The following is a 12,595-nucleotide window of genomic DNA, read 5'->3' on the forward strand; positions in this document are numbered from 1 at the left end:
TGTGGTTTGAAGCGCTTCAGTATGGCTAAGGATTCTGCGTTTCGGTTTGATCCTGATCAAGCGTCTGGGGAGACACTATTGTGAAAAACAAGGCTTTTGCAGTTTTGGCATCGATTGCCTGTCTGCTTTTTGCTTCGAATGCTTTTGCTGACAAGCCGGTCGCGTGGCAGACCAACTTTCAGACGGCGGCAACCGGAATCATGGAGGAAATCACATGGTTCGAGCATTACACGCTCTGGTTCATCATCCCGATCACTCTGTTCGTTCTCGCGCTTTTGCTCTGGATTATTTACCGGTTCCGCGAAAGCAAGAACCCGGTAGCATCGAAAACCAGCCATAATACGGCAATCGAGATCGTCTGGACGCTCGGTCCGGTCGTCATCCTTCTCTTCCTGGCGATCCCGTCCTTCCAGCTCCTGACCGCGCAGCTCACGCCGCCGCAGAATCCGGACCTGACGCTGAAGGCGACCGGAAGCCAGTGGTACTGGTCCTACGAGTATGAAGTCGGCGAAACGCCGCTCTCCTTCGACAGTCTGATGTTGAAGGAAGGCGACCGTGCCTCGCTCGGCAAGGAAGACAAGGAAGCCTATCCGCGTCTTCTGGCCGTCGACAACGAAGTCGTCGTTCCCGTCGGCAAGACCGTTCGTGTCCTCGTTACCGCGGCAGACGTGATCCACGCCTTCGCGATGCCGGCCTTTGGCGTCAAGATCGATGCCGTTCCGGGCCGTCTCAACGAAACCTGGTTCAAGGCAGAGCGCGAAGGTCTCTACTACGGCCAGTGTTCCGAGCTGTGCGGCAAGGACCATGCCTATATGCCGATCGCCATCCGCGTGGTCAGCGAAGACAAGTACAACACTTGGCTCGCTGCTGCCGCCACCAATGTTGGTGAGGCGAACAAGGCACTCATGGCTTCCATCGACGGCGCGGCCAAGACCGTAGACGTCGCTGAAAACGCCGCACAGTAATTCGCCCTACAGAATTCGAAGGGGAGATCGACCCATGGCCGGAACAACCGCGCAACACGACCACCTTCATGACCATGCCCATGATCACGGGCACGACCATGATCACGACCACGCCCACAAGCCGCTGACCTTCTTTCAGCGCTGGTTTCTGTCGACCAACCACAAGGATATCGGCACGCTCTATCTGATCTTCGCGATTTTCGCGGGCATCGTCGGCGGCACGCTGTCGGTCTTCATGCGCGCCGAGCTGCAGGAGCCGGGTATCCAGATCTTCCACGGCCTGGCCCAGATGGTCTACGGCTTCGAGGGTGACGCTGCCATCGACGGCGGCAAGCAGATGTTCAACGTCTTCACCACCGCGCACGCGCTGATCATGATCTTCTTCATGGTCATGCCGGCGATGATCGGCGGCTTTGCCAACTGGATGGTGCCGATCATGATCGGTGCGCCGGACATGGCCTTCCCGCGCATGAACAACATTTCCTTCTGGCTGATCATCCCGGCCTTCCTGCTGGTGCTGCTGTCGATGTTCGTCGAAGGGCCTGCCGGCGGTTACGGCGCGGGCGGCGGCTGGACGATCTATCCGCCTCTATCGACATCCGGGCAACCGGGACCGGCGATGGACATGGTGATCCTGGGCCTGCACATTGCCGGCGCATCCTCGATCCTCGGTGCGATCAACTTCATCACCACCATCCTCAACATGCGCGCTCCGGGCATGACGCTGCACAAGATGCCGCTGTTTGCCTGGTCGGTGCTGATCACCGCCTTCCTGCTCCTGCTCTCGCTGCCGGTTCTGGCTGGCGGCATCACCATGCTGCTCACCGACCGCAACTTCGGCACGTCCTTCTTCGCGCCTGAAGGCGGCGGCGATCCGATCCTGTTCCAGCACCTGTTCTGGTTCTTCGGTCACCCGGAAGTGTACATCCTGATCCTGCCCGGTTTCGGCATCATCAGCCACATCGTCTCGACCTTTTCCAGGAAGCCGATCTTCGGTTATCTCGGCATGGCCTATGCCATGGTCGCAATCGGCGCCGTCGGCTTCATCGTCTGGGCGCACCACATGTATACGGTCGGCATGTCGCTCGACACGCAGCGCTACTTCGTCTTTGCGACGATGGTCATCGCAATCCCGACCGGCGTGAAGATCTTCTCCTGGATCGCGACGATGTGGGGCGGTTCGATCCGCTTCACCACGCCGATGGTCTGGGCGATCGGCTTCATCTTCCTGTTCACGGTTGGCGGCGTCACCGGCGTTCAGCTGGCAAATGCCGGCCTCGACCGCTCGCTGCACGACACCTACTACGTGGTTGCCCACTTCCACTACGTTCTGTCGCTCGGCGCCGTCTTCGCGATCTTTGCCGGCTGGTACTACTGGTTCCCGAAGATGAGCGGCTACATGTACAACGAGTTCATCGGCAAGCTGCACTTCTGGGTCATGTTCATCGGCGTCAACCTGGTGTTCTTCCCGCAGCATTTCCTTGGCCTCGCCGGCATGCCGCGCCGCTACATCGACTATCCGGATGCCTTTGCCGGCTGGAACTTCGTATCCTCGATCGGCTCCTACATCTCGGCCGTCGGCGTGCTGATCTTCCTCTTCGGCGTCTTCGAAGCCTTTGCCAAGAAGCGTGTCGCAGGCGACAATCCGTGGGGCGAGGGTGCCAATACGCTGGAATGGCAGCTGTCGTCGCCGCCGCCGTTCCACCAGTGGGAACAGCTGCCGCGCATCAAGTAGGCGCCGCGTCGAAATCGAGGCCGCCGGAAACGGCGGCTTCGCTCCAAGCCGGGAAATCCGGCATGCCGGCGCGCAGGACGCGACGGACAATTTCAAGGACGGGACATGAGGGTCATCGACAATCACGAAGCGATCGGCACGAAGGGTGGTGTGCACCTTTCGGAAGCCTCTGCGCGCGATTTCTTTGAGCTGCTGAAGCCGCGCGTCATGTCGCTGGTGGTCTTCACGGGACTCGCCGGCATGGTGCTGGCGCCCGGCCACATCCATCCCTTCATCGGCTTTATCGCGATCCTCTGTATCGCCGTGGGCGCCGGAGCCTCCGGTGCCCTCAACATGTGGTACGACGCCGATATCGACGCTGTGATGACCCGCACGGCAAACCGGCCGATCCCGGCGGGCAAGATCCTGCCGCAGGAAGCGCTGGCATTCGGCCTGATCCTGTCGGCCTTTTCCGTCTGCATTCTCGGCCTCGTCGTCAACTGGCTGTCGGCCGGGCTTTTGGCCTTCACCATCTTCTTCTATGCCGTGATCTACACGATGTGGCTGAAACGCTCGACACCGCAGAACATCGTCATCGGCGGCGCCGCCGGCGCCTTTCCGCCGATGATCGGCTGGGCCTGCGTGACCAACGGCGTTGCTGTCGAAAGCATCGTTCTTTTCCTCATCACCTTCCTGTGGACGCCTGCGCATTTCTGGGCGCTGGCCCTGTTCAAGATGCGCGAATACGGCGCGGTCGGCGTGCCGATGCTGCCCAATGTCAGCGGCGAGGCGACCACCAAGAACCAGATCGTCATCTATGCCGTGCTGACCGCCATCATCGGCGTGGTCCCGACGGCGCTCGGATTTTCGAGCACCGTGTACGGCGTCATCGCCGCCGCGCTCGGCCTCGGTTTCATCTGGTATTCGCTCGGCGTGCACCGCATGCCGGAGGGCGACGAAAAGATGGTGCCGGCCAAGAAGCTCTTTGCCTTCTCGATCCTCTATCTCTTCGCGATCTTCTCCGCGCTGATGATCGATCACCTGATTGCCACGCTGTGGCTCACTTCCGGAAAGGTTGTCTGATGGAATTCGTGACCCTCACGGACGCTCAGAAGAAATCGCGCCGCGGCCGCAACATTGCGCTCGGTGTCGTGCTCTTCGGCCTCGTTGCCATTTTCTATATCGTGACGCTGATCAAGTTCAGCAACGGCATGGTTCAATAAGGATCGAACGATCATGACAACGGTCAACAAGCCAGGACAGCAGAAGGAACGGGCAAACGGTGTCATCGTGGCATCCTGTCTTGCCTTCGTCTTCGGCATGGGCGGCATGGCCTATGCCGCCGTGCCGCTCTACGACATGTTCTGCAAGGTCACCGGCTATAACGGCACGACCAAGCGCGTCGAGCAGGCGTCCGATGTCATCCTCGACAAGACGATCAAGGTGACCTTCGACGCCAACATCGCCTCCGACCTTCCATGGGCGTTCAAGCCGGTTCAGCGGCAGATCGAACTGAAGATCGGCGAAACCGTGCAGGTGGAGTTCGAGGCGACGAACCTGTCGAAAAAGCCGACCACCGGCCAGGCGGTGTTCAACGTCACGCCGATGGCGGCCGGCGCCTATTTCAACAAGGTGCAGTGCTTCTGCTTTACCGAGACGACGCTGCAGCCCGGCGAAACGATGAAGATGCCGGTGGTGTTCTTCGTCGATCCGGAAATCGTCAATGCGGTTGAGACCAGGGGCATCAACACGCTGACGCTTTCCTATACCTTCTACGCCCACCAGTCGTCGAAGCCGGTTGCGGCGCTGACGGTGAAGCCGGCGGAAACAGACAAGAAACTTTGACAGATCACCGTTTTCGGCTAAGCCGGAAGCGACGAAGAGAAAGACTTATCGGGGATTACTGACATGGCCGATGCGCACCAGAAGAACCACGACTACCATATTATCGACCCGAGCCCATGGCCGCTTCTGGCTTCGATCGGCGCCTTCGTCATGGCCTTTGGCGGCGTCGGCTACATGCGCTACCTGTCGGGCGGTTCGCTCCATCTTTTCGGCCTCGACTGGGCCCATCCGTGGTTCTTCTTCATCGGCCTTGCCGTCGTGCTCTACACGATGTTCGGCTGGTGGTCGGACACGATCAAGGAAGCGCATGAGGGGCATCATACCCGCGTCGTGTCGCTGCACCTGCGCTATGGCATGATCATGTTCATCGCTTCGGAAGTGATGTTCTTCGTCGCCTGGTTCTGGGCCTATTTCGATGCCAGCCTGTTCCCGGGCGAAGCGATCCAGGCAACCCGTACCGCCTTTACCGGCGGCGTCTGGCCGCCGAAGGGCATCGAGGTTCTCGATCCCTGGCACCTGCCGCTCTACAACACCGTCATCCTGCTCCTGTCCGGCACGACCGTTACCTGGGCGCACCATGCGCTGCTGCACGGCGACCGCAAGGGCCTGATCAACGGTCTGGCGCTGACCGTGGCTCTCGGTGCCCTGTTCTCCTACGTTCAGGTCTACGAATATATCCACGCTCCGTTCGCCTTCAAGGATTCGATCTACGGCGCCACCTTCTTCATGGCGACCGGCTTCCACGGCTTCCACGTGCTGATCGGCACGATCTTCCTGCTCGTCTGCCTGCTGCGCGCGCTCAAGGGCGATTTCACCCCCAAGCAGCATTTCGGCTTCGAAGCCGCCGCCTGGTATTGGCACTTCGTCGACGTGGTCTGGCTGTTCCTGTTCTTCTCGATCTACATCTGGGGCGGCTGGGGCGCACCGATCGCCCACGGGTGATAGAGAAATACAGCTGGAATTTTCGACGGCCGCAGAGATGCGGCCGTTTTTGTTTTGGTCGCTGGATTTCGTCCGTGATTGACTTTTTGTATCCTTTTGGATACAAAAGGGGATGCTCGTATTTGAAGCGACCGATGTTTTCAAAGATTGGCTGTTTTCGCTACGGGATTTGAAGGTGAAAGCCCGAATTCTTGCGCGGATTCGATCGGCGGAATTCGGAAATCTGGGAGATTGTTCAGCCGTAGGTGAGGGCGTGTCGGAGATGCGCATTCACTATGGCCCCGGCTATCGCCTCTATTTCAAACGCACCGGAGATGTTGTTTATCTCCTGCTTGCCGGGGGAGACAAATCCAGCCAGAAGCGGGATATCGCGGCGGCCTTGAAGATGGCGAGATATCTTCAGAAGGATCAATCATGACAACGATCTCAAGATTCGATGTGTCGGAGTTTCTGGACGATGATGAGCTCGTTGCAGAATATCTCACTGCTGCCATGGACGATGAAAATCCAGATGTCTTCATCGGTGCACTCGGAGACGTCGCGAAAGCGCGGGGGATAGCCGAGATTGCCAAGGCCTCCGGGCTGGGCCGCGAAAGCCTCTACAAATCGTTGCGCGGAGGATCGAAGGCCCGTTTCGAAACGCTTCACAAGATCGTCCAGACACTGGGGCTGAAAATGACGATCGTCGCCAATGGACCGTCATCTTGACGCTGTCTGCCGCCGGGGAGCGGGGCACGACATCTTTGTCGCAGCTTTTGCATTGGACGCCACGGCGCAGCGGCGCTACTGATCGGGTGAATTCGACGGGCCCGACAACTGGCGAGCGGAAAGAACAGAATGAACGAAGACAGCGCACATTTTCCGCCGGTCGATCCGGTCAAGGCCGGGTTGAGAGGGCTTTGCCCGCGCTGCGGCCAGGGCAAGCTGTTCGACGGGTTCCTCAAAATGAAGCCCGCCTGCGCCAATTGCGGCCTCGATTACAAATTTGCCGATTCCGGGGATGGTCCGGTGGTCTTCGTCATCCTGATCGTCGGCTTCATCGTTGTCGGCGCGGCCCTGTGGATGGAGGTCAATATCAATCCGCCGCTGTGGGTGCATTTCCTGCTGTGGATACCGCTCGCCAGCGTCTTCAGTCTGGTCCTCATGCGCATGCTCAAGGGCGTCCTGATCAATCTGCAGTTCCGCAACAGCGCGCGGCCGGGCGAGATTGATCGTGACTGAGACCGCAAACGGAAAAACACGCGGCGGGCTTTTGGGGCGCGTCGCGGGCATCGTGCTGGTGCTGATCGCGCTCGGCATCCTGCTGTCGCTCGGAACATGGCAGGTGCAGCGTCTGCATTGGAAGGAAGGCCTGCTGGCGGAGATCGAGGAGCGGCGTCATGCCCCTCCCGCCGATCTGGCTGCCATCGAGGCGCTGGCGAGCGCCGGCGAGGATGTCGACTACCGCGCCGTGCGCGTCACCGGCACCTATCTCAACAACAAGGAACGGCATTTCTTTGCCACCTACGAGGGCCGCACCGGCTATTACGTCTACACGCCGCTGCAGCTTGCCGATGGCGAACTCCTCCTCGTCAATCGCGGCTTCGTCTCCTTCGAGCGCAAGGAGCCGGAGATGCGCAAGCAGGGGCAACTGACCGGCGAGCAGACCGTCACCGGCCTTGCCCGCGCCAAGCTTCTGGAAAAACCGTCCTGGGCCGTTCCGGACAATGATGTCGCCAAGAACATCTTCTACTGGAAGGATCTCGACGTCATGGCGTCCAGCGTCGGCCTCGATCCGGCAAAGGTCGTGCCGTTCTTCGTCGATGCCGATGCGACGCCGCATGATGGCGGCATGCCGATCGGCGGCGTCACGCAGTTCGACCTGCCCAACAGCCACCTGCAATATGCCGCCACATGGTACGGGCTGGCCGCAGCGCTGGCGGTTATCAGCGGGATGTTCATCTTCCGGCGGAAGCCGTAAGCTCCGCAAGGAGCTCTCGCTGGAGGAAACGAATGGCCGTTCTTGCAAACATCCTGATCGCCCTGACCGCGCTGCTGCATGTCGGCTTTCTCGTGCTCGAAATGTTTCTCTGGACTGGGCCGCAGGGCCGCAAAGTGTTCCGGATGACGCCCGAGCAGGCGGAAGCGACAAAGGTGCTGGCGGCCAATCAGGGGCTTTACAACGGCTTTCTTGCCGCCGGTCTCGTCTGGTCGCTTGTCGCTTCGCCGCCGGAATTTGCCTTCCAGCTGAAGCTGTTCTTCCTTGTGTGCGTGATCGTTGCCGCTATATATGGCGCATGGTCGGTCAAGCCGCGCATCCTCTTGGTGCAGGGCGGTCCGGCAATTCTCGCTCTCGTGTTTACTGTTCTGGCATCCTGATCAATGGCATCTTCTTCCGTGGCAAAGAAACCGATCACCCTTCGCCTCTGCGGCCCGCGCGGGTTTTGCGCCGGTGTCGACCGGGCGATCCAGATCGTCGTTCTGGCGCTGAAGGAATATGGCGCCCCGGTCTATGTCCGCCACGAGATCGTCCACAATCGCTATGTCGTCGAGGGGCTTGAGGCCAAGGGCGCGATCTTCGTCGAGGAACTGGATGAGATCCCGGCCGAGCATCGCAAGCAGCCGGTGGTGTTTTCCGCCCATGGCGTGCCGAAATCCGTGCCGGCCGATGCCACGGAACGCAACCTCTTCTATCTCGATGCCACATGCCCGCTGGTCTCCAAGGTCCACAAGCAGGCGATGCGCCACCAGAAACTCGGCCGCCATGTCGTGCTGATCGGCCATGCCGGCCATCCGGAAGTCATCGGCACGATGGGACAGCTGCCGGAAGGCGCGGTCTCGCTGGTCGAAACCGTCGAGGACGCGGAAACCTATATGCCGCCGGACGCCGACAACCTCGGCTTCGTCACCCAGACGACACTGTCGGTGGATGACACGGCGGGCGTCATCAAGCGGCTGCACGAGCGTTTTCCGAACCTGACGGCACCGGCAGCCGATTCGATCTGCTATGCGACGACGAACCGCCAGGAGGCGGTGAAGCAGGCGGCCCCCGGCTGCGACCATTTCATCATCGTCGGCGCCCCGAATTCGTCGAACTCGAAGCGGCTGGTCGAGGTTGCGCTGCGGGCCGGCGCGAGAAAATCGGTGCTTGTCCAGCGTGCATCGGAAATCGACTGGGATGATTTCGCCGATGTCTCTACGATGGGCCTGTCGGCCGGAGCATCCGCGCCGGAAGTCATCGTCAACGAGATCATCGAGGCGTTTCGCGAACGCTACGGCGCCGTGGTCGAGCTTGCCGATACGGTCGAGGAAACCGAAAACTTCCTCGTCAACCGCGAGCTTCGCCATGTGCCGCTGACGACCCTGGATATGGCGTGGGTGAATGGGGAATAGGTGATGGGAGCGGGCGGCATGGATCCTCGGGTCAAGCCCGAGGATGACGAGTTTCAGGTTCGCTATCCTTTGAAATCAACCATCTCTGCCATTGCTGCCCCCACTCTCCGTCATCCTCGGGCTTGACCCGAGGATCCATACGCCGACAAACCTTTTCACCAATCCTAAGTACGAGAACAGACCTTGGCCGTATACACCGACATCACCGAAGACGACCTCAGCGGTTTCCTGAAACAATATGACGTCGGCACGCTGACGTCCTACAAGGGCATTGCCGAAGGCGTCGAAAATACCAATTTCCTGCTGCACACCACCAAGGGCTCCTACATCCTGACGCTCTACGAAAAGCGGGTGGACCAGAACGATCTGCCGTTTTTCCTGGGGCTGATGCAGCATCTTGCCGACAACGGCCTTTCCTGCCCGTTGCCGCTGCCGCGTGCCGATGGCGAATTGCTTGGTCAGCTGTCCGGCCGTCCGGCCGCCGTCATCTCCTTTCTGGAGGGCATGTGGCTGCGCAAGCCCGATGCCCATCATTGCCGCGAGGTCGGCAAGGCCTTGGCGGCCATGCACGTGGCGGGCGAGGGCTTCGGTATCCGCCGCCGCAATGCGCTGTCCGTCGGCGGCTGGCGGCCGCTCTGGAACAATTCGCGCGACCGCGCCGACGAGGTTCAGCCGGGACTTGTGACCGAGATCGCCGCCGAGCTGGATACGCTCGAAGCCAATTGGCCGAAAGACCTGCCGGAAGGCGTCATCCACGCCGATCTCTTCCCCGACAACGTCTTCTTCCTCGGCGACGAGCTGTCCGGCCTGATCGACTTCTATTTCGCCTGCAACGATTTCCTCGCCTATGACGTCTCCATCTGCCTCAATGCCTGGTGCTTTGAAAAGGACGGCGCCTTCAACATGACCAAGGGCATGGCGCTTCTGGCGGGCTATCAGAGCGTGCGGCCGCTGACCGCTGGAGAGATCGACGCGCTGCCCTTGCTCGCACGCGGCTCGGCCCTGCGCTTCTTCCTGACGCGGCTCTACGACTGGCTGATGACCCCGCCGGGCGCGCTGGTGGTGAAGAAGGACCCGCTCGAATATCTCAAAAAACTGCAATTTCACCGCTCGGTGGCCAGCGCCGCCGAATATGGCCTTATCCAAGAGAACCTGCCCGCATGAAACATGTCGATATCTTCACCGATGGAGCCTGCTCCGGAAATCCCGGACCGGGCGGCTGGGGTGCTGTTCTCCGCTATGGCGAGGTCGAGAAAGACCTGTGCGGCGGCGAGGCGGATACGACCAACAACCGCATGGAGCTTCTGGCCGCGATCACCGCGCTCGACAGCCTGAAGAGCGCCTGCGAGGTCGATCTGCATACCGACTCGAAATACGTCATGGACGGCATCAGCAAGTGGATCCACGGCTGGAAGCGGAACGGCTGGAAGACCGCCGACAAGAAGCCGGTGAAGAACGGCGAACTCTGGCAGGCACTGGACGCCGCCAACCAGCGTCACAAGGTTACCTGGCACTGGGTCAAGGGCCATGCCGGCCATCCGGAAAACGAACGCGCCGACGAACTGGCCCGCAAGGGCATGGAACCGTTCAAGAAGAAGCGGTAACCCTCAGCGGCCGTCGGTGAACTGCACGAGATCCCATAGATTTCCGTAGAGGTCCTCGAAGACGGCGACGATGCCGTAGGGGGCTTCTTTGGGTTCGCGGGTAAAGGTGATGCCGGCTGCTGCCATTTTCGCATGGTCCCGCCAGAAATCGTCGGTTCGCAGGAACAGGAAGACCCGGCCGCCGGCCTGGTTGCCGATAAACGTCTCCTGATGTTCGGAGGAGGCGCGCGCCAGAAGCAGGGATGTGCTGCCGTCTCCCGAAGGCCTGACCACGACCCAGCGCTTGTCTTGCTCCGGCTGATAGCTATCCTCGACCAGCACAAACCCCAGCGTGTTGACATAAAAGTCGATCGCTTCGTCATAATCGCGCACGACAATGGCGATCAGGGCAAGACTCTGGTTCATGACGCCTCCGCTGGGCTGGCAATGATGCCGATGCTTGCAGGATTCGGGACTGAAAACCAGCGCCGTTGCTGCGGATCAAACGCCTCCGGCAGAGCGTGCAGTAATATTGCGGGGCATGTGGACCCGGCCCACGGCGCCTCCCGTTTCCAAAAAAAAGCCCGCATGCCTTTTCGGTCATGCGGGCTGTTTCGTCAGCGTGTTGCCGTTATTTGGCGGCGGCGGTGACCGGTTCCTGCACGCGGCCGCTCAGCGAGAACGCGAGGATCGCCGATAACAGCAGCAGTCCGCCGACGATGAACATCGGCAGTTCGTAGACGCCGGTCGAATCCTTGACCAGGCCGGTGATATAGGGCGCCGCAAAGCCTGCAATATTACCGATCGTGTTGATCAGGGCGATACCGGCGGCGGCTGCCGGACCGGTGAGGAAGCGCGACGGGATCGCCCAGAAGTTCGGCAGGGCTGCGAAGATCGAGCAGGCCGTGATGGTGATGACCAGAATGGTTGCTTCCGGAGATCCCATGTAGAGCGCGATCGGGATGCTGATCGCACCGGTGAGCGCCGGAATGCCGATATGCCAGACCTTGACGCCACGCTTGGAGGCATCGCGGCTCCAGAAGTACAGCGCCACGGCGGCCGGCAGATAGGGGATGGCGGTGATCAGGCCCTTGTCGAACACATCGAACTTGGTGCCGAATTTCGCTTCGAAACCGGCGATGATGGTCGGCAGGAAGAAGGCGAGGGCATAGAGGCCATAGATCAGGCCGAAATAGATCACCGAGAGCAGCCACACGCGGCCATCGGTAAAGGCGATGCGCATCATGCCGCCGTGGGCAGCGGCCTTGATCTTGTCTTCGCTAGCCAGTTCCTTGTTCAGCCAGTCCTTTTCCGCCTGTGTCAGCCACTTGGCGTCATCCGGCCTGTCGGCGAGATAGAACCAGGCGATGATGCCGACGAGGATCGCGGGAACCGCGACACCGAAGAACATGATCCGCCAGCCTTCGAGGCCAAATGCGCCATGCGCCTGGATGAGCATGGCTGCGAGCGGAGCACCGATCACGGTCGTCAGCGGCTGTGCCAGATAGAAGAGCGCCAGGATCTTGTTGCGATGGCGGGCCGGAACCCACATGCTGAGGAACAGGATCGCGCCGGGGAAGAAGCCGGCTTCGGCCACGCCGAGCAGGAAGCGCAGGACATAGAGTTCCGTCGCGCTGCTGACCCAGGTGAAGAGAAGCGCAACGATGCCCCAGGTGACCATGATGCGGGCAAGCCAGCGCCGCGCGCCATATTTGTGAAGCGCAAGGTTGCTCGGGATTTCGAGCACGATATAGCCGAAGAAGAAGATGCCGGCGGCAAAACCGAACTGGGCGGTCGTCAGCGCGAGGTCGGTCGTCATGCCGTTCGGGCCGGCAAACGAGATCGCGGTGCGATCGAGGAAGTTGATGAAGAACATCAAGGCGATGAACGGCACCAGCCGTATCGACACCTTGGCGATGGCCGAACGCTCGACCTGTGACATTTCTTGGGTTTTGGAATGCATAAGAGCCCCTCCCTTGGTTGCAAGGCTTCTCCAGCAGCACCGTCTTTCAGCGCCGATGACAGAGTGGAAACTCTATTTCCCCTTCCATTACACGTCCTCGATACGCATGCGCCTTCAAATTGCCGCAAGTCCTAAAGGAATGTATAGGTTACCGGCAATCGATTTAATCTCGCGGTCACGTGAGAAAAAGTCACAGCTCGCCGGGGATTTC

General features: G+C 60.3%; 16 protein-coding genes. 14 read left to right on the forward strand and 2 right to left on the reverse strand.

Annotated features, from left to right (window positions below; all coding sequences use genetic code 11):
- Positions 1 to 80 precede the first annotated feature (80 nt).
- From coxB to rnhA, 14 genes are all read left to right on the forward strand, one after another.
- Entirely contained in the window at positions 81 to 965 is an 885-nt protein-coding gene (gene coxB, locus ADU59_RS24550) for a cytochrome c oxidase subunit II (protein WP_068957537.1), read from the forward strand.
- 34 nt (positions 966 to 999) lie between these two features.
- Positions 1,000 to 2,700: a cytochrome c oxidase subunit I gene (gene ctaD, locus ADU59_RS24555; protein WP_068957539.1), complete on the forward strand. Its 1,701-nt coding sequence runs from the start codon at positions 1,000 to 1,002 to the stop codon at positions 2,698 to 2,700.
- A 105-nt stretch (positions 2,701 to 2,805) separates the two neighbouring features.
- On the forward strand, positions 2,806 to 3,762 hold the full coding sequence (locus ADU59_RS24560) for a heme o synthase (protein WP_068957541.1): 957 nt from the start codon (positions 2,806 to 2,808) through the stop codon (positions 3,760 to 3,762).
- Positions 3,762 to 3,902, forward strand: coding sequence for a hypothetical protein (locus ADU59_RS30945; protein WP_099050922.1), 141 nt, complete (start codon positions 3,762 to 3,764; stop codon positions 3,900 to 3,902). The genes ADU59_RS24560 and ADU59_RS30945 overlap by 1 nt, the downstream gene beginning before the upstream one ends.
- Before the next feature lie 13 nt (positions 3,903 to 3,915).
- Entirely contained in the window at positions 3,916 to 4,524 is a 609-nt protein-coding gene (locus ADU59_RS24565; RefSeq protein WP_068957543.1) for a cytochrome c oxidase assembly protein, read from the forward strand.
- 63 nt (positions 4,525 to 4,587) lie between these two features.
- On the forward strand, positions 4,588 to 5,466 hold the full coding sequence (locus ADU59_RS24570; protein WP_068957544.1) for a cytochrome c oxidase subunit 3: 879 nt from the start codon (positions 4,588 to 4,590) through the stop codon (positions 5,464 to 5,466).
- A 112-nt stretch (positions 5,467 to 5,578) separates the two neighbouring features.
- Entirely contained in the window at positions 5,579 to 5,884 is a 306-nt protein-coding gene (locus tag ADU59_RS24575; RefSeq protein WP_068957546.1) for a type II toxin-antitoxin system RelE/ParE family toxin, read from the forward strand.
- Positions 5,881 to 6,174: an addiction module antidote protein gene (locus tag ADU59_RS24580; protein ID WP_068957548.1), complete on the forward strand. Its 294-nt coding sequence runs from the start codon at positions 5,881 to 5,883 to the stop codon at positions 6,172 to 6,174. The genes ADU59_RS24575 and ADU59_RS24580 overlap by 4 nt, the downstream gene beginning before the upstream one ends.
- Positions 6,175 to 6,303: 129 nt before the next feature.
- On the forward strand, positions 6,304 to 6,687 hold the full coding sequence (locus ADU59_RS24585; protein WP_068957550.1) for a DUF983 domain-containing protein: 384 nt from the start codon (positions 6,304 to 6,306) through the stop codon (positions 6,685 to 6,687).
- Positions 6,680 to 7,426, forward strand: coding sequence for an SURF1 family protein (locus tag ADU59_RS24590; RefSeq protein WP_068957674.1), 747 nt, complete (start codon positions 6,680 to 6,682; stop codon positions 7,424 to 7,426). Before ADU59_RS24585 ends, ADU59_RS24590 begins: the two co-directional genes overlap by 8 nt.
- Positions 7,427 to 7,458: 32 nt before the next feature.
- The gene (locus ADU59_RS24595) at positions 7,459 to 7,824 is read left to right on the forward strand and encodes a DUF1304 domain-containing protein (protein ID WP_068957552.1); all 366 of its coding nucleotides are present in this window, start codon (positions 7,459 to 7,461) and stop codon (positions 7,822 to 7,824) included.
- Between the two features lie 3 nt (positions 7,825 to 7,827).
- A complete protein-coding gene (gene ispH, locus ADU59_RS24600) occupies positions 7,828 to 8,838 on the forward strand; it encodes a 4-hydroxy-3-methylbut-2-enyl diphosphate reductase (protein ID WP_068957554.1) in 1,011 nt (336 codons plus the stop codon).
- 183 nt (positions 8,839 to 9,021) lie between these two features.
- Positions 9,022 to 10,002, forward strand: coding sequence for a homoserine kinase (locus ADU59_RS24605; RefSeq protein ID WP_068957555.1), 981 nt, complete (start codon positions 9,022 to 9,024; stop codon positions 10,000 to 10,002).
- Positions 9,999 to 10,442 carry a ribonuclease HI gene (rnhA, locus tag ADU59_RS24610; protein WP_068957558.1) on the forward strand — a complete coding sequence of 148 codons (444 nt, stop codon included), beginning with the start codon at positions 9,999 to 10,001 and terminating at the stop codon, positions 10,440 to 10,442. Before ADU59_RS24605 ends, rnhA begins: the two co-directional genes overlap by 4 nt.
- A 3-nt stretch (positions 10,443 to 10,445) precedes the next feature.
- Here the strand turns inward: rnhA and ADU59_RS24615 are convergent, their stop codons facing one another.
- Complete coding sequence (locus ADU59_RS24615) at positions 10,446 to 10,847, reverse strand: VOC family protein (protein WP_068957560.1); 402 nt, start codon at positions 10,845 to 10,847, stop codon at positions 10,446 to 10,448.
- Positions 10,848 to 11,052: 205 nt separating this feature from the next.
- On the reverse strand, positions 11,053 to 12,384 hold the full coding sequence (locus ADU59_RS24620; protein WP_068957562.1) for an MFS transporter: 1,332 nt from the start codon (positions 12,382 to 12,384) through the stop codon (positions 11,053 to 11,055).
- Between the last annotated feature and the right edge of the window lie 211 nt (positions 12,385 to 12,595).

Origin of the sequence: Pararhizobium polonicum, assembly GCF_001687365.1 — a bacterium.
Taxonomy (GTDB): domain Bacteria; phylum Pseudomonadota; class Alphaproteobacteria; order Rhizobiales; family Rhizobiaceae; genus Pararhizobium; species Pararhizobium polonicum.